The organism is Streptomyces sp. M92, assembly GCF_028473745.1.
In the GTDB taxonomy this organism is placed as follows: domain Bacteria; phylum Actinomycetota; class Actinomycetes; order Streptomycetales; family Streptomycetaceae; genus Streptomyces.
The window spans coordinates 3300884-3318707 of sequence record NZ_CP101137.1; the positions used below are offsets into that span (position 1 = coordinate 3300884).

General features: G+C 71.6%; 11 protein-coding genes. 1 reads left to right on the forward strand and 10 read right to left on the reverse strand.

All coding sequences use genetic code 11. The features are described 5' to 3' along the window. Window positions 1-5: 5 nt before the first annotated feature. The 6 genes from M6G08_RS15160 to M6G08_RS15185 all read right to left on the reverse strand — a co-directional run bounded on the left by M6G08_RS15160 (window position 6) and on the right by M6G08_RS15185 (window position 10258). Window positions 6-515 (reverse strand): DUF1990 domain-containing protein, encoded by a 510-nt coding sequence (locus tag M6G08_RS15160; RefSeq protein WP_272587695.1) that lies wholly within the window; start codon window positions 513-515, stop codon window positions 6-8. Window positions 516-592: 77 nt separating this feature from the next. After that, window positions 593-2638, reverse strand: a complete 2046-nt coding sequence (locus M6G08_RS15165) for a M4 family metallopeptidase (RefSeq protein WP_272587696.1) — start codon at window positions 2636-2638, stop codon at window positions 593-595. Window positions 2639-2932: 294 nt separating this feature from the next. Continuing rightward, complete coding sequence (locus M6G08_RS15170; protein ID WP_272587697.1) at window positions 2933-4702, reverse strand: ABC transporter ATP-binding protein; 1770 nt, start codon at window positions 4700-4702, stop codon at window positions 2933-2935. Continuing rightward, a complete protein-coding gene (locus tag M6G08_RS15175) occupies window positions 4699-6513 on the reverse strand; it encodes an ABC transporter ATP-binding protein (RefSeq protein WP_272587698.1) in 1815 nt (604 codons plus the stop codon). The genes M6G08_RS15170 and M6G08_RS15175 overlap by 4 nt, the downstream gene beginning before the upstream one ends. Further along, entirely contained in the window at window positions 6510-8381 is a 1872-nt protein-coding gene (locus tag M6G08_RS15180) for an ABC transporter ATP-binding protein (RefSeq protein ID WP_272587699.1), read from the reverse strand. Before M6G08_RS15180 ends, M6G08_RS15175 begins: the two co-directional genes overlap by 4 nt. Continuing rightward, on the reverse strand, window positions 8378-10258 hold the full coding sequence (locus tag M6G08_RS15185; RefSeq protein ID WP_272587700.1) for an ABC transporter ATP-binding protein: 1881 nt from the start codon (window positions 10256-10258) through the stop codon (window positions 8378-8380). Before M6G08_RS15185 ends, M6G08_RS15180 begins: the two co-directional genes overlap by 4 nt. 144 nt (window positions 10259-10402) lie before the next feature. Between M6G08_RS15185 and M6G08_RS15190 the strand changes: the two genes are divergently transcribed. Then, window positions 10403-12040, forward strand: coding sequence for a penicillin-binding transpeptidase domain-containing protein (locus tag M6G08_RS15190; RefSeq protein WP_272587701.1), 1638 nt, complete (start codon window positions 10403-10405; stop codon window positions 12038-12040). 171 nt (window positions 12041-12211) lie between these two features. On the opposite strand, the gene M6G08_RS15195 is transcribed toward M6G08_RS15190, so the two are convergent. The 4 genes from M6G08_RS15195 to M6G08_RS15210 form a co-directional block, all read right to left on the reverse strand. Further along, entirely contained in the window at window positions 12212-13936 is a 1725-nt protein-coding gene (locus M6G08_RS15195) for a D-alanyl-D-alanine carboxypeptidase (RefSeq protein ID WP_272587702.1), read from the reverse strand. A gap of 163 nt (window positions 13937-14099) precedes the next feature. After that, on the reverse strand, window positions 14100-15638 hold the full coding sequence (gene amaB / locus M6G08_RS15200; protein WP_272587703.1) for an L-piperidine-6-carboxylate dehydrogenase: 1539 nt from the start codon (window positions 15636-15638) through the stop codon (window positions 14100-14102). 12 nt (window positions 15639-15650) lie between these two features. Then, window positions 15651-16586: a 2OG-Fe(II) oxygenase family protein gene (locus tag M6G08_RS15205; RefSeq protein WP_272587704.1), complete on the reverse strand. Its 936-nt coding sequence runs from the start codon at window positions 16584-16586 to the stop codon at window positions 15651-15653. A 42-nt stretch (window positions 16587-16628) separates the two neighbouring features. Continuing rightward, window positions 16629-17822: an aminotransferase class V-fold PLP-dependent enzyme gene (locus tag M6G08_RS15210; RefSeq protein ID WP_272587705.1), complete on the reverse strand. Its 1194-nt coding sequence runs from the start codon at window positions 17820-17822 to the stop codon at window positions 16629-16631. Between the last annotated feature and the right edge of the window lie 2 nt (window positions 17823-17824).

Here is a 17824-nt window from a genome sequence, read left to right on the forward strand (position 1 = left end):
CCGGGTCAGTCCTCCTCGTCGCCCCCGCTCAGCCGCCGCAGGACGGTGCCGCAGCGGCGGGCGTAGGCGTGCTGGAAGGCGCGGGCGGCGGGCCCGCCGGCCTTCGCGTACCACTTGGCGGGGCGGCTGAAGGCGTGCACGGTCAGCCAGACCGTGCCGTCGCCCGTCCGGTCGACCACGAAGGCCTCCTCGCCGGACTCCGGATGACCGGGCAGCGTGCCGTAGGCCCAGCCGGCCCGGCGGTGCTCCTCCAGCGTCCACACCACCCGGCAGGGCGCCTTGATCATCCCGGCCAGGGTGACGGTGACGTCCACGCCGGGCGCGGCGCGCTCCGCGCTCGCGTCGATGCCGACGCCCATCTCCCGGTGCATCTCCCAGGTGAGCACGGCCTCGGCCGCCCGCCGGAACACCGGGTCGCCCTCCCCGAGGCGGGTGCGTACGTGCATGGGGCGGAAGCCTGGCGGGCAGGCGTCCTGCTCGCGGGTGGCGCCGACGTCGTCGTACGTGAAGGACATGGGCACCAAGGGTAGGGCGGCACCCGGGAACCACTGGTTCCGGGTGCCGCCCGTCACACCGTGGGGCCGCGGAGGGCCTACGGGAAGGTCAGCCGCCAGGAGTCGATGTACCCGGTGTCCTGCCGGCCCTGGTCCTGGACGCGCAGCTTCCAGGTGCCGTTGGCCGTCTCCGAGGAGGCGTTGACCGTGTAGGTCTCGTGCACGTCCTCTGCCGGGTCGTAGCCGCTGCTCTTCAGCAGGTACGTCGTCCCGTCGGGCGCGACCAGGTCGATCCGCAGGTCACCGCGCCAGCTGTGCACGATGTCCACGCCGACCTCGAGGTTGCTCGGCGCGTTGCCCGCCCGGCCCGTGACCGTGATCGAGGAGGTCACCGCCGACCCGTAGTCGGGGATGTTCACGTTGGTGCCGCTCTCGAAGGTCGTGCCGTCGCCGCCACCGCCGTCACCGGGGCGGGAGCCGACGTTGATGCCCGCCCACGCGTGCTGCACCGCCGTGTACTCGGCGCTGTCGGTGCCGTACAGCTCACCGGCCGCCGCGAGGGTGCCGGTGCGGGCGCCCGCGTAGTTGGTGGTCGACGTGAACTTGGTGGTCAGGGCGCGGAACCAGATCTTCGCGGCCTTGTCGCGGCCGATGCCGGTGACCGGGAGGCCGTCCGAGGTGGGCGAGTCGTAGGTGACACCGTTGATGGTCTTGGTGCCGCTGCCCTCGCTCAGCAGGTAGAAGAAGTGGTTGGCCGGGCCGGACGAGTAGTGGACGTCGACGTTGCCGATCCCCGAGTACCAGTAGTCCTTGGACGCGCCGTCCTTGCTGGGTTTGTCCATGTAGCGCAGCGGGGTGCCGTCGCCGTTGATGTCGATCTCCTCGCCGATGAGGTAGTCACCGACGTCGGAGGAGTTGTTCGCGTGGAACTCGACGGACGCGCCGAAGATGTCGGAGGTGGCCTCGTTGAGGCCGCCGGACTCGCCGCTGTAGTTGAGCCCCGCGGTGTTGGAGGTGAGGCCGTGCGTCATCTCGTGCGCGGCCACGTCGATGGACGTCAGCGGGTTGGTGTTGCCGGAGCCGTCGCCGTACGTCATGCAGAAGCAGGAGTCCGACCAGAAGGCGTTGACGTAGTTGTTGCCGTAGTGGACCCGGGAGTAGGCGCCCACTCCGTCACCGCGGATACCGGAACGGCCCTGGACGTTCTTGTAGTAGTCCCAGGTCAGCGCGGCACCGTAGTGGGCGTCGGCGGCGGCGGTCTCGGCGTTGGACGGGCTGCCGTTGCCCCACACGTCGTCGGGGCCGGAGAAGAGCGTGCCGGTGCCGGAGGTGCCCCGGTTCAGGTTGTACGTCTTGTGGTTGCCGCGGGTCGTGTCGGTCAGCGTGTACGACGACCCGGACTGCGCGGTGCCCAGCGTCACCGTGCCGCTGTACATGGTGTTGCCGGTGCCGTTGTGGATCGCCTGGTACTCGTAGAGCTTGGCGCCGGTGGCCGCGTCGGTGACCACGTGCAGCTCGTTCGGGGTGCCGTCCTCCTGGAGGCCGCCGACGACCGTCTCGTACGCCAGGACCGGGGTGCCGTTCGCCGCCCAGATCACCTTGCGCGGCGCGCGGTCGGCGTCCGGCGCCTGGGCACCGGCGGCCTTCGCGGCGGACACGGCCTGCGACTTCGCCTTCGCCGCGGAGATCTTCGGCGTCACGGTGGCCGGCTTGATGGCCTTCGGGGTGGCCTTGACGACCCGTTCGGTCCTGCCGCCGTCGGTGGCGACGACCAGGTCGCCGCCGAGGACCGGCAGTCCGTCGTAGGTGCGCTCGTAGCGGGTGTGCACGGTGCCGTCGCGGTCCTTGGCGACGTCGCGGACGACCAGCTTCTCCTTGGCGCCCAGGCCGAGGTCGTCGGCGGTCGCGGCCTTGGTGGCGTTGGCGTCGCGTATCAGCTCGGCGCGCTGGGCGGGGCTGAGCTTGACCGATTCGGCACCCGGGGCGGGCGCCGGGGCGGGCGCCGCGGTGGCGGCCGAGGACTGGACCGCGGTGGCGATCAGCGCGGCGGCACCGGCCAGCGCGACGGCGGCGGCGGTGCGGCGGCGGGTGGCGTGCGGGGACGCGGTGTGGGAGGTGCGTCTGTGGGGAGAACTGCTGCTCAACACTGACTCCTTCTGCGTGGCCGCGGATCGCGCGGCCGGTGGGGAGACCGGTCGGCGGGTGGGCCGGCCGGGCGGTGCTGGTTCGGTACGCAGAAACCACGTGCGTGGAGCTGGCCTTCGTACAGCGCTGACGGGAATGCTGTGGGTGCGCTGTGCGGCGACCTGGGGAAGAGTGGCAGGCGAGCGACGTGTTTGTCAGGGGCGCGTCAGGAAGTTGGCTGGAAATCGTTCGTTGTCCGGGCGTTCATGTTCGATATACGGAAGGGTTGCCCGAGTGTGGTACTGACTGCCCGCTCAGTCAGTAAGGGGCTCCGGGGAGGGCTCCCCGTGCCAGGAGTCCCACAGCGCCGCGTACGCGCCGCGCGCCGCCACCAGTTCCTCGTGCGTGCCCAGTTCGGTGAGCCGGCCGTCCTCCATCACCGCCACCCGGTCGGCGTCGTGCGCGGTGTGCAGGCGGTGGGCGACGGCGATGACCGTGCGGCCCTCCAGTACGGCGGCCAGGGCGCGCTCGGTGTGCCGGGCCGTGGCCGGGTCCAGCAGGGCGGTGGCCTCGTCCAGGATCAGTGTGTGCGGGTCGGCGAGCACCACCCGGGCCAGGGCGAGCTGCTGGGCCTGCGAGCCGTCGGTGCGGTGACCGCCGGTGCCCAGTCCGGTGCCGAGGCCTTCCGGCAGTTCCCGTACCCACGGCTCGGCGCCCACGGCGGCCAGGGCCGACCACAACCGCTCGTCGTCGGCCGCCGGTTCGGCGATGAGCAGGTTGTCCCGGACCGTGCCGAGGAAGACGTGGTGCTCCTGGGTGACCAGCACGACCTGACGGCGCAGCCGCTCCGGCCCCAGAGCGCTCACCGGCACCCCGCCCACCGTCACCGAGCCCCCGGTCGGCGCGTCCACGCCCGCCAGCAGCCGGCTCAGCGTGGTCTTGCCCGCCCCGGACGGCCCGACCAGCGCCAGCCGTTCACCCGGCCGCACGGTCAGGTCCACGCCGCGCAGCACCTCGCCGCCCCGGTCGTAGGCGTACCGCACGCCGGTCACGTCGATCCGGTCGTCCGCCGGGACCGGCGAGTCGTCCGTCGCCGCCCGCGGCGCCCGCGCCAGCCCCTCGACCCGGGCGAACGAAGCGCCGCCCGCCTGGAGCTGCTCGACGCGCATCAGCACCTCGTCGAGCGGCCCGGCGAGCTGCTGGAGGTACACGGCGCACGACACCACCGCGCCGAGGCTCACCGACCCGTGCGTGTGCAGGACACCGCCGATCAGCAGCACGCCCGCCACGGGGACGACGTACGAGATCTCCACCGCCGGGAAGAAGACGCTGCGCAGGTACAGGGTGTGGAACCGGGCACGCCGCGATTCCTCCAGCGCCCGTCGGTTCGACGCGACGCGGCGCCCGGTCAGCCGCAGCGCCTCGACGGTGCGGGCCCCGGCGACCGTGGCCGTCAGGCTCTCGGCGACCTCCGAGTTCGCCGCGCCCTCGGCGAGATAGCCGGCCCGCGCCCGGCGCAGGTACCAGCGCAGCACGAACCAGACCGGCGTCAGCCCCAGCACGCCGACCAGGCCGAGCAGCGGATCGAGCACGAACACGGCGGCGGCCAGGAACAGCGCCTGCACGGAGTTGATCAGCAGCTCGGGCCCGGCGTCGCGCAGCGTCGTGCCGACCGTGGTCACGTCGGCGGTGCCGCGCGTCGTCAGGTCGCCGGTGCCGGCCCGCTCCACGGCCGAGGCCGGCAGGGCCAGGGCGCGGTCCACGAACCGCTCCCGCACCCGCGCGAGGGTCCGCTCACCGACACGGTGGCCCACGTACCGCGCCCAGCGGGCCAGCAGCAGCTGGGCGAGGGAGCACAGCAGGATGGCGAGCGCCATCCGGTCCACGGCACCGACACCGCCCCCGGCGCGGACCTCGTCGACGATCCGGCCCAGCAGCCACGGGCCCGCGAGCCCGGCGAGCGCCGCCAGCGCGTTCAGGATGAGGACGACCGCGAAGGACCGCCGGTCGGCGCGGACCAGGCCGGCCGCCGCGCGGCGGACGCCGGTGCGCCCGGCGACGGGGAGTTGTCCTTCGGACGTCATCGGAGCACCTCGTCCTCGCTGTCTTCCCTGGAGACCAGTGCCCGGTATCCCGGCTCGCCGGCGAGGAGTTCGCGGTGCGTGCCGGTCGCGACGACCTTGCCGTCGACCAGGTGGTGCACCACGTCCGCCGTGTCGAGCAGGAGGGGGGAGGTGCAGGCCACCACCGTCGTGCGGCCGGCACGGGCGTCCCGCAGGCGGCGGGCGACGGTGGCCTCGGTGTGGGCGTCCAGGGCGGAGGTCGGCTCCACGGCGAGCAGGACCTCCGGGTCGGCGAACAGGGCCCGGGCCAGGCGGACGCGTTGGCGTTGACCGCCGGACAGGTCGCGGCCCTGGGCCGCGACCCGGGTTTCCAGGCCGTCGGGGAGGCACTGGACTATGTCATCGGCGGCGGCGGCGTGGATGGCCGACTTCAGGTGCGCCGAATCGTCCGCCCCGAGTGGCTGTCCGGCGTCCGCGGGTGTGTTGTGGCTGGTCGCGCCCACGCGGCGGAGCCGCATGTCGGTACCGCCCGCGCCCCTCAGCAGCGGCGTCTGCTCAGCGCCGATCACTTCGCGCAGGGTGCCTGCGAAGAGGTCGGCCTCCGCCTCCGCGACCAGGATGCGGGCGCGGACCTGTGCGAGCGGTACCTCGGACAAAGGCACATCCCCCCAGGTCACCTCGGAGGGGGCGTAGCGGCCCAGGCGGTCCACGAGTTCGGCGGCGTCCGCCGGGCGGGCGGTGGCCAGGGCGGTCAGGTGGCCGGGGAGGACCCGTACCCCGGAGTCCGGGTCGTACAGCACCGACGGCTCGGTGGGGGCGTCACGCGTGCCGGTGTCCGGCTCGGGCTCCAGGCGCAGGAACGCCACCACCCGGCGGGCGGCCACCACGCCCCGGCTGAGCTGGTGGCCCATCTCGATCAGGAACGCCACCGGCCAGCCCAGCGCCACCACGTACCCGTACACCGACACCAGCTCGCCGACGCTGATGTGCCCCTGCACCGCCTGCCGGGCGCCAAGCCAGGTCACCAGCGCCAGGAACAGCATCGGCAGGCCCACTCCCAGGGCCTGGATCCAGCTGGTCACCGCGCCGACCCGGTAGCCCTGCTCGCGCAGCCGCCCCGAGTCCCGGCGGAACGCGTCCGCGACCAGGTCCTTGCCGCCCAGGCCGTTCAGCACCCGCAGCCCGCCCGCGAGGTCGCCGATCCGCGCGGTCAGCACGGACTGCCGCTCCCGGTACTCGGTCTCCCTGCCCTGCAACCGCCCCATGAGCGGCCCGAGCACCACGCCGAGCAGCGGCACCCCGATCAGCACCACCAGGGCGAGCCGCGTCGACACCGACAGCAGCAGTCCGCCGACGGCCGCGTAGGCGACCACGGCTCCGACGCCGGGGCCCACGGCCGTCAGGGAGGTGCTGATGGTCTGCACGTCACCCACCCCGATGGTGACGACCTCCCCGGCCCCCACCTGCCGGCGCAGCGCCGAACCGAGCCGCGCGGCGTGCCCGACGACCACCTTGACCGTGCGGAAGTTGGCGTCCATCCGCACCTTCGTCATCGTGCGGTGCCGCAGGGTGCCCAGCCAGGCGTTGAACGCCCCCGCGGCGACCAGGGCGCCCGTCCAGCCCGCCAGCGCGCCCAGGTCACCGGGGGTCAGACCGTGGTCGACCGCCCGCGCCATCAGGTACGGCGTCGCCGCCAGCAGCACCATCCACGCACTGGCCAGCACCGCCCCCGCCAGACAGCGCGGCCACTGCCGCCGCACCAGCCACGCCAGGTACCGCCAGCCGCCCCGGCGGTCCGGCGTGCCGGGAGCCCCGTACGCGTCGATCCTCATGCCAGGCTGTCCCGCCACGCCCGGTGCAGGTCCGCGAACCGGCCCCTGCCGGCGATCAGCTCGTCCGGCGTGCCGTCCTCCACGATCCGGCCGTGCTCCATCACCAGCACCCGGTCGGCGATCTCCACGGTGGACAGCCGGTGCGCGATCACCACCGCCGTACGGCCCTTCAGCACCGTCGTCATGGCCCGCTGCACCGCCCGCTCCCCGGGGACGTCCAGCGAACTGGTCGCCTCGTCCAGGATCAGCACCGCCGGGTCCGCGAGCAACGCCCGTGCGAAGGCGGCCAGTTGCCGCTGACCGGCGGAGATCCGGCCGCCCCGCTTGCGTACGTCGGTGTCGTAGCCGTCGGGCAGCGCGGCGATGAAGTCGTGGGCGCCGATCGCCTTCGCGGCCCGCTCGATCTCCTCCCGCGTCGCCTCCGGACGGCCGATGGCGATGTTGTCGGCGACGGTCCCGGAGAACAGGAAGGCCTCCTGCGTCACCATCACCACCCCGCGCCGCAGCTCCGGCACGGGCAGGTCGCGCAGGTCGGTGCCGTCCAGCAGGACGCGCCCGTCGGAGGGGTCGTAGAACCGGGCGAGCAGCTTGGCCAGCGTCGACTTGCCCGCGCCGGTCGAGCCGACGACGGCGACCGTCTGCCCGGCCGGGATCGTCAGACCGAAGCGGGGCAGCACCTCGCCGCCGGTGCGGTAGGCGAAGCGGACGGCGTCGAAGACCACCTCGCGGCCCGGGTGCTCCGACCGACGCGGCGGCAGCTCCTTCGGCGCGGCCGGTTCCGGTACGGACGGCGTCTGCGCCAGCAGACCGGCGATCTTCTCCAGGGAGGCCGCCGCCGACTGGTAGGAGTTCAGGAACATGCCGAGCCGGTCGATCGGGTCGTACAGCCGCCGCAGGTACAGCACCGCCGCCGCCAGCACGCCGAGCGCCAGCGTGCCGTCCGCGACCCGGTAGGCGCCCCACAGCACGATCCCGGCCACGGCCGTGTTGGCGACCAGCCGCGAGCCGACGACGTAACGGGCCATCTCCAGCAGCGCGTCGCCGTTGGACCGCTCGTGGCGCCGGTTGAGTACGGCGAAGTCGGCGTCGTTGGCCGCCTCCCGGCGGAAGGCGCGCACCGGGCGGATGCCGTTCATGGTCTCCACGAACTTCACGATCACCGTCGCGATCGCCGTGGACCGCTGCCGGTACACCCGCCCCGCGCGCCGCCGGTACAGCCGCACCAGCGCGTACAGCGGCACGAACGACGCCACCGCGACGCCGCCCAGCCCGAGGTCCAGCCAGAGCAGCAGCGCCGCGATGTAGACGAAGGACAGGACGACCGTCACCAGTTCCTGGAGGCCCTCGTCCAGCAGCTCGCGCAGCGACTCCACGTCCGTCGTGGAGCGGGAGATCAGCCGGCCCGAGGTGTAGCGCTCGTGGAAGTCGACGCTCAGCGCCTGCGCGTGCCGGAAGATCCGGCCCCTGAGGTCCAGCAGCACGTCCTGACTGACCCGGGCGGCGGCCGCGACGAAGGCGTACTGCAGTCCGCCGGCGGCCAGCGAGCAGAGCAGGTAACCGGCGCCGACCGCGATCAGCGGACCGTGGTCGTCGTCCCGCAGGGCCGGTACGGCGTGGTCGATGGCGTACGCCACCAGCAGCGGGCCTGCCTGCACGGCCGCCTGCTGGAGCAGCAGGAGGAAGGTGGTGAGGGCGACGCGGGCCTTCATCGGGGCCAGCAGGGAACGCAGCAGCATGCCGGTCGCGCCCGGTGGGCTGGGCAGGACGTCCCGGTCGAAGGCGTCCTCGGCCGTGGAGGCCGGGTTCTCGGCGGCCGGCTCGTCCTCGGGCCGTTCCCTGTCCGGCGCGGTGGCCGTGGGCGCCGTCATCGGCCGTCCCCCTTTCCGGGCTCCTCGGGCCCGTCGAGCCCGGACATCAGGTGGGCGTACTCGGCGTTGGTGCGCAGCAGTTCGTGATGGGTGCCGACGGCGGCGATCCGGCCGCCGGAGAGCAGGGCGACGCGGTCGGCGAGCAGGACGGTGGAGGGGCGGTGGGCCACGATCAGGGCGGTGGTGTCCGCGAGGACCTGCCGCAGGGCGGCCTCCACCGCGGCCTCCGTGTGCACGTCCAGCGCGGACAGCGGGTCGTCCAGGACGAGGAACCTCGGTCTGCCGACGACCGCCCGGGCGAGCGCCAGGCGCTGGCGCTGGCCGCCGGACAGGCTGAGGCCCTGCTCGCCGACCTCGGTGGCGGTGCCCTGGGGCAGCGCGTGCGCGAAGTCGGCCTGCGCGACGGCGAGGGCCCGGTCCAGCGCCTCGTCCCCCGCGTCGTCACCGGCGCCCATCAGCACGTTCTCGCCGACGCTCGCCGAGAAGAGGGTCGGCTCCTCGAAGGCGACGGCGACCCGGGCGCGCAGCACCTCGCGGGGGAGGGCGGTGATGTCCTCGCCGTCCAGCGTGATCCGTCCGGAGGTGACCTCGTGGAGGCGCGGGACGAGCGCGGTGAGCGTCGTCTTGCCGCTGCCGGTGGCGCCGACCAGGGCCATGGATTCGCCGGGGCGGATATGGAGGTCGACGCGGTCGAGGAGGGGCGGGGAGTCGGGGGGAGCGTCGGGGTAACGGAAGGTGACCGCCTCGAAGTTCAGCCCGTCGGTCCGCCCCGCCGGTCCGCGCTCCCCGCCCTCCGGCGCCGGCGCGGGCGAACTCCCCGGCGCTTCGACCTTGGCGTCCATCACCTCGAAGTACCGGTCCGTGGCCGCCGCCGCCTCCTGGCTCATCGCCAGCAGGAAGCCGATGGACTCCACCGGCCACCGCAGCGCCAGCGCCGTGGACAGGAACGCCACCAGCGTCCCCGCCGACAGCCCCCCGTCCGCCACCTGCACCGCACCGACCACCAGCGCCGCCCCGATCGCCACCTCGGGCAGCGTCACGATGACCGCCCAGATGGCGGCCAGCAGCCGCGCCTTGCGCAGCTCCGTGCCCCGCAGCGTGTGGGACAGGTCGTGGAAGGCGCGGGCCTGGCTGCGGTGCCGGCCGAAGCCCTTGATGATCCGGATGCCGAGCACGCTCTCCTCGACCACGGTCGTCAGATCCCCGACCTGGTCCTGCGCCCGCCGCGCCACCGCGGAGTACTTCTTCTCGAAGATCCCGCACATGATCATCACCGGGACGGCCGGCCCGAGGACGACCAGCCCCAGCGTCCAGTCCTGGACCAGCATGATGCCCACGCCGACCAGGATCGTCACACCGTTGACCAGCAAGAACGTCAGCGGGAAGGCGAGGAACATGCGCAGCAGCATCAGGTCGGTCGTCCCGCGAGACAGCAGCTGCCCCGACGCCCAGCGGTCGTGGAAGGCCACCGGCAGCCGCTGCAGGTGCCGGTACAGATCCGCACGCATCCCCGCCTCGACCCCCGCCAGCGGCCGGGCCACCAGCCACCGTCGGAACCCGAACAGCAGCGCCTCCGCCACCCCGAGGAGCAGCAGGTACAGCGCCCCGAGCCACACACCCGCCGGATCCCCGTCGGCGACCGGTCCGTCCACCATCCACTTCAGGACGAGCGGGATGACAAGACCCACGCAGGACGCGAGGATCGCTATCACCGCGGCCGTCCCCAACCGCGCGCGCACCGGACGCACATAGGGCCACAGCCGTAGCAGGGAACGTACGGCGGAACGTTTCTCGGCGGTGTCCGGCGCGGCGACCGGTGCGGTGTCCGGCGCGGCTTGCGGAGCGAGATCCGTGGCGGGGGCAGGTTTCGCGGGCATCAGCAGCGAGCCTACGGTTCGCCACTGTCACTGCCTACTGGGTTTTCCAGGAGGGACACGACCCGTCGTCGGTCGCGCGTCGTGCTGGTGGCTTGAAATTACGCATTCGATGGAAGCCTGGAAGGCGACTCCTACACTGGGCGCATGACACACGAGATTCAGTCGCCACAGCGAAGGCGGTCTGCGCGCCGGCGTCCGGTCATCGGGATTTTAGTCGCGGTCGCCGTTGTGGCCGGCGCCGGTTACTGGGTGTACAACGCGCGGGGCGGTCAAGATGACGCAGAAGTAACGGCGGCGACCGGACGGGTGGAGGATTTCCTGGCGGCGTGGGAAGCCGGAAACGCCGACAAAGCAGCTTCTTACACAGATACACCGGACGCCGCCAATTCGCTCATCGACTCGGTTCTGACGAATTTGAAGCCAACGAAGGTCGACATCGCCGTCGACGGTGACGCCGAGCGGGTCGAGGGTGAGGTGAAGGTTCCTTTCAGGGTAGGAATGCAGATTCCTGGCGTGGGTGAGTACACGTGGAACTCAAACGCCGTGGCACTGAAGGAAAACAAGGGGGATGCCGAGTGGACCGTGGAATTCACCACACCCATGATCCACCCGGAGATGAAGCCCGGTCAGACGCTGGCCCTCCAGTCGCGGGAACGCGCGAAGATCCTCGACTCGACGGGCGCGGAGCTGCAGGCGTCGTCCCTGGCGGGCACCGTCGACCCCAAGAGCGGCAAGGGTGTTTCGGGACTCCAGGCCCGCTATGACAAGCAGTTGGCGGGGGGCGGTGGCGCGGCGAAGTCGGTGGTGGTCGCGGACCGGCAGTCGGGCCGCGCGGTGAAGCAACTCAGTGGCGAGAAGCGCGATCCGGGCGAGCCGGTCAAGACGACCATCGTCCCGCGCGTCCAGAACGCGGCTGCCGAAGCGCTGGAAGGTGTGGACAAGAACGCCGCCATCGTTGCCATAGCTCCGAGCAGTGGCCGGATTCTGGCTGCCGCGAACGTGCCGGGCGGTATGAACCGTGCGCTGGCGGGTCGCTACGCGCCGGGGTCGACGTTCAAGGTGGTGACCACAGCCGCCTTGCTGAAGACGGGTATGCGTCCCGAGGACGTCGCGGGCTGTCCCGAATTCGCCCACGTGAATGGTCAGCGTTTCGAGAACCAGGACCGGTTCACGCTGCCGGCGGGCTCCACCTTCAAGGACTCCTTCGCCGAGTCGTGCAACACCTTCTTCGTCAACGCACGGAGCGAACTGTCGAATTCCGCCCTCCGGGACACAGCCAAGGCCTTCGGCATCGGTGGAGTGTGGGATGTGGGCGATGCGACCTTCGACGGCTCGGTCCCGGTCTCCAAGAATGAGAACGAAAGAGCCGCTTCCATGATCGGGCAGGCGCGTGTTGAGGCGTCTCCGCTGGTGATGGCCTCGGTCGCGGCGACCGTCAAGGAGGGTGAGTTCAAGCAGCCGGTTCTGGTGCCGGGCGCGGTGCGGAAGAAGCACGAGACATCAGCCGCGCTGGACCCGGCGGTCGTGGCCGACCTGCGCATGATGATGCGGGCGACGGTCACCGAGGGAGCGGGCGGGAAGCTGCGGGACGTCCCCGGCCAACCCCATGCCAAGACGGGCACGGCCGAGTTCGGCAACGAGGACCCGCCGCGTACGCACGCATGGATGATCGGCTTCCAGGGGGATCGCGACCTGGCCTGGGCCGTGCTGTTGGAGGACGGCGGATCAGGCGGCTCGGACGCGGGTCCCGTGGCGGCGAAGTTCCTTCGCAACCTCGGCTGACGTCCGGCGGCCGAGCGGGAGAAGCCGGCCGCGGAAGGCGATCCCGTCCGGACGGAAGCGTCTGAGGTCGGACGGGGACGGCTCGGCACCGGCGGACGGTGAAGGCCACGGTCCGCCGGTGCCGAGACCACCGGCGGACGGCCGGGGCGCATCGGGTCCCATCCTCGGGTGTCACCCGATACGGGTGAGCCTTTCGCCGAAGGAAGGCTCGGTGAGGTCGCTTTCGAGGACGGCGGGGACGGTGTGCTCCGCGTCTCCGACAGCCGTGACCAGCTCGCCGACCAGGGTGCCGGCCGCCGCGGAGTGGGCGAGGTTCTCGCCACCGTCGTCGAAGGTGAACTCGGGCGCGAGGCCGGGCAGCGAGACCATGGTGAGGTCCCGGGCGGCCACGACCGGAGTCCGGCGGCCGAATCCGTCATCGACGTGGCCGACGACGTCCCCCTTCCTGACCACGGTGGTGGAGGCGAGGGCGTCGCGCACCGACTCGACGATCTCCCTGCTGTTGTCCTGCGCCAGGACGAGGCTGTTGGCGCCGTTCGGATCCGGCCCGGTCACGTGCTGGGCCATCATCGCGCCGAGGATCAACCGGTCCTTGCCGTCCACGGTCTTGTACGCCGCCCAGACCAGCGTGCCGCCGGCCGGTGTGCTGGAGCCGGTCTTGATGCCCCTGATACCGAGTCCGGCCATGAGCAGGCGGTCGTTGTTGTTGTAGATGCGGCCATGCCCCTCGATGTCGGCGTTGGGCAGGGCGACGACCTCGCGGAAGGCCTCGAACTTCATGACCGCGTGCGCCAGTTTGAGCTGGTCGACCGCCGTGCTGACGGAGTCCTTCGCCAGGCCGCTGGGGTCGGTGTAGGTGGTGTTCGCCATGCCGAGCGCCTCGGCGGCTTCGTTCATCTTGTCGACGAAGGCGGCCTCGTCCTGGGCGCCGGTGTCCCAACGGGCCAGGAGCCGGGCGATGTTGTTGCCGGAGGGGATCATCAGCATCTTCAGCATGTCCCGCTGGCTGAACGTCTGGCCCACCTCCAGCCCGGTGATGCGCGATTCGTGCACGGCCTTGCCGTCTTCCACCGCCCGGGCGTCGATCCTGATGGCGGGTCCCGCCTCGCCCTTCGCCAAGGGGTGCTCGCGCAGGATCACGTAGGCCGTCATGATCTTGGCGATGCTCGCCGTCGGCACCGGCCGCTGCTCTCCGAACGTCCCGACGGTGCCCAGGCCCTCGACGGCGACGGCGGCCTGCCCCTTCTCCGGCCAGGGGAGGGAGAACCCGCTCTCCGCCTGCCGGGAGGCCGACGCGGCCACATCAAGGGTGAACACCGGGTGCGGAAGCGGACGCTGTACCTGCACAACCACCATGGCCACCAAGGCCAGACACAGCAGCGGCGCCGCGAGCAGGGCCCGGGGCCTGCCCCCGGTTGCCAGGGAGCGGGCCGGTTCCGGGGCGACGGAGCGGGGCGCGCCGACCGCCTCGGTGCTCCCTGCGGCCGCCGCGCCTTCGGCGTCGTCCGGGTCCCGCCCGGTCACGGGCGGCGCCGGCTTCGCGTCGGCGTCCGCCCCTCCGTCCGCTTCGGCTTCCGCTTCGCCGTCCGTGTCCCCGTCTCCGGCCGCTTCCGTGTCCCCCTCGCCGTCCGTATCCACGTCCGTGCCGGGAGGTTCCGTGACGCCGTCGAAGTTGTCGCCCGTCGAGGGCGCAGGGCTCGTGTCCGGGGTGTCCGCCGACTCTCCCGCCATCGCGGCGTCGCACTCGGCCTTCCGGTCGGTGGTCCCGCTCGCCGGTCCGGCCCCTTCGGCGTCCGCCGGCGGGTCCTTCCGTTCGGATGGTTCGACGGCTGATGCCCGCGCTCCGCCACGACCGGGCGTCTCCTGGCCCACGGTCGCTGATATGTCCTTGTTCATCGACTCCCACATTAATGCGCAGAACACGCGCGACGCGGTCCGCCGATTCCCGCTTGGCCGAGAAGAACCCATTCGATTCGCGTCACGGGCCGCGGACTTTCCGCCACCGTCCCAGGCCCGCCGGATTCGGCCCGCCGGATTCGGGCCGCCGGACCTTCGACTCTCAGTCGGAGAAGTCCACGCCCTGGGCAAGGGCCACCCGTCCCGAGTGGTTCACCGTGTTGGTCGCACGGCGCATGTAGGCGCGCCAGGCATCCGAACCGGACTCACGGCCGCCGCCGGTCTCCTTCTCGCCGCCGAACGCACCGCCGATCTCCGCCCCCGAGGTGCCGATGTTCACGTTGACGATCCCGCAGTCGGCGCCGTCGGCGGCCAGGAACCGCTCGGCCTCGCTGTGGTCGTTGGTGAAGATGCCGGACGACAGGCCCTGCGGCACGTCGTTGTGCAGCCGGATCGCCTCGCCGAGGTCGTTGTAGGTCAGGACGTACAGGACCGGCGCGAATGTCTCCTCTCGTACGACCGCGGTCTGTGCGGGCATCCTCACGAGGGCGGGCCGCACGTAGTAGGCGTCGTCCGCGGCCCGCGAGAGCCGGCGCTCGCCGCCTGCGCACAGGGTGCCGCCCTCCTCGACCGCACGGTCGAGAGCCCGCTGCATCCTGGTGTACGCGTCCTTGTTGATCAGTGGCCCGACGAGGGTGGAGTCCTGGAACGGGTCGCCGACCGGGAGCCGCCGGAAGGCGTCAGCGATCCGCTCGACCACGGTGTCGACGACGTCCTCGTGCACGATGAGCCGACGGAGCGTCGTGCACCGCTGGCCGGCCGTGCCCGCGGCGGCGAACACGGCGGCCTCCACGGTGAGGTCGAGGTCGGCCGACGGCGTCACCACCGCGGCGTTGTTGCCACCCAGCTCCAGGATGCTGCGGCCGAACCGCGCCGCGACGCGAGGTCCCACCGCACGGCCCATCCGTGTCGAACCGGTCGCACTGATCAGGGGGACCAGGGGCGACTCCACCAGCCGTGCGCCGATCTCGGCGGCACCGAGGACGACCTGATTGAGGTGGGCCGGAGCACCGGACTCGGCGACGGCGCGGTCGAGCAGTGCGGTGCAGGCCAGCGCGGTCAGCGGGGTAACCTCGGACGGCTTCCACACGACGGTGTCACCACAGACCAGCGCCACAGCGGTGTTCCACGCCCAGACGGCGACCGGGAAGTTGAACGCGGTGATCGTGCCGACCACACCCAGCGGGTGCCACGTCTCCATCAGCCGGTGACCAGGGCGTTCCGAGGGCATGGTGCGTCCGTTGAGCTGCCGGGACAGACCGACCGCGAAATCGCAGATGTCGATCATCTCCTGCACTTCGCCCAGTGCCTCGGAGCGGATCTTGCCGACCTCGACCGCCACCAGGTCGGCAAGGTCCTCCTTGTGCTCGGTCAGCAGCTCGCCGAGCCGCTTGACCAGAGCGCCGCGCACCGGGGCCGGCACCGTGCGCCACCGGCGGAACGCGGTATGGGCGGCCTCGACCGCCCGGTCGACGTCGGTGACGCTGTCGGCCCGCAGGCCGAACAGGTGTCCGCCGGTGACCGGCGTCCGCGCGGCCAGATCGTCGCCCTTGCGTCCGGCCAGGTCGACCCCGCACCGGGCCAGCGCGGTCTGCGCCCGGTCACGGATGACGTCGGTCTCGGTTACTGTCGTTGCGTTCATCGGCTGTCCACCCTATGCGCCGGTCTTGGTGCGGATGTTGACGTAGTTGCCCCCGATCCAGTCCTGGAACGTGGCGGTTTCCCCGTCCAGGCCGATGTCGAAGCCGCACTCCTTCGCCAGTGGGACCGAGAAGCGGAAGTCGGAGTTGGGGCGCAGGAAGAACACGCTGGACGTGCGGCTGCTGCCCGCGATCCGGTCCCGCCCGGGCGCGGCGACATGGTGCCTGGGGGCCTTCACCTCGCCGCCCGTGACCAGTGTGGCCACGGCGCCGCAGAAGACGAGCACCGTGTCCGGCACGGCCGGCAGGTCCACATAGGTGCCGCCGACCTCGCACTGCAGACTCACGAAGCCGTTCGAGCACGGCGTCTGCTGGATCAGTGTCACGGTCGACAGGTCGTAGTGCGGCGCCATCCGCAGCGGCTCCTCCTCGCGGCTGCGGTGCTCGGGAACCTCGGGGAAGTACCGGAACCTGAGCAGTGGTTCACAGTCGACGAACGCGTCGACGCCGCCCTCGGGTTCCGCGCCGGTGGTCCTCAGGACCTGACGTGCCACCTCCCGCGAAGCCCGGTACATGCGGTCGAAGTATCCCGTCCATATCTGTTCGAAGTCGTCGGTGGGGAACAGGTTGCCCGAAGTCCCCATCGAGTAGCACATCGAGTAGTCGGTGTAGGAGCCGCTGTTGGTGATCTTCGCGGTGCTCTCCGACTCCAGTCCGGTGAACCCGCGTCGCATCGTGGGAACCGGGGAAGTGACGGAGCGCTTCTGCTCCTCGGAGCCGTGCTCGAAGAAGTCCACCGCCACGTCCTTGGCGGGCTTCTGGTCGGCTTCACCCAAACCGCTGCCCGCCAGATAGAAGACACCCTTGTCCGCCAGGCAGCGACGGAACTCCTCCTGGTGGTTACCCTGTTGCAGTTCGCCCAGGTCGAACGTCGGCACTGTCGTGTCCATCGCCATTCCTCTCGCTCTCCTCCCACTGCCGAGCAGCAGATCCTAGGACGTCAGCTCCTTCAGAGCGTCCGCCAGTTCGTCGATCTCGGCCTCGGTGTTGTAGAAGTTCACCGAGACTCGAAGCAATGGCCCTTCCGGCCGTTCGGGCACGGCGACCTCGATCCGGAAGCGTTCCCACAGTTCCTGCCGCAGCCGGTCCGTCCCCGGCGTCCTCGGCAGCCGGAACGCGACCATTCCGCCGGAGAGCTCCTCCGCGGCGGGGGTGGCGGGCTCCAGCCCCCGATCACCCGCCAGGCGTCGCCGCACATGGAAGGCCAGTTCACGTCGGCGTGCCCGGATCTCGGCGAGCCCGATGCCGGTCTGGAAGTCGATCGACTCCGGTATCGCCAGCCACGGGCAGATGTCCCGCGTGCCCTCGCATTCGAGTCTGCGCAGACGCGGGGTACTGCCGAACGAGTCCCGCTCGTCGAGCGGTCCGCCGCCGGGCGGTGGCTGGTACGCCCAGCTCACCTGGGTCGGCTCCAGCACGTCCTCGCTCCCCCGGCCCAGATACAGGAAGCCGGTTCCGGTCGGTGCCAGGAGCCATTTGTGACCGCTTCCCACATAGAAGTCGCAAGGGAGGCCGGCCAGGTTCAGGTCGACGAACGCCGGCGTGTGGGCCCCGTCGACCACGGTCACGATGTTCCGTCGGCGAGCCTCTTCGCACAACTCCCGTGCGGGCAGGACGAGTCCCGTCGTCGCCAGCACGTGGCTGAAGGCCAGGAGCCGGGTTCGCGGACCCATCGCCTCGACGGCGGCCGCCACGATCTCGTCGGGACCGGCGGGCAGGGCCGGCAGCCGGAACGTGCGCACCTCCAGACCCTGGCGCCGGGCCAGCCGCTCCCAGCACCATCGCACCGGGGTGTACTCGTGATCGGTCAGCAGAATCTCGCCGGGTGCGCTCGGCCGGAGTGAGGACGCCACCAGGTTGAGCGCACCGGTCACGTTGGTGGCCAGCGCCAGACGGCGCGGATCTGCGCCGAGCAGTCCGGCCAGACGCTCACGCGCGTTCCACAGCAGCGGAGGGACCTCGTGCAGGAGGAAGTCCATGGGAGCGCCGGCCAGGTGGGTGCGCAGCTCGGTGACGCGCTCGAAGGTCCTGCGGGGCAGTGGGCCGCCCGAACCGGTGTTGAGGTTGACGAAGGTGCGGTCGAGCATCATGTGGCCGCGGGCATGCTCCCAGTCGGCAACGCTCATGT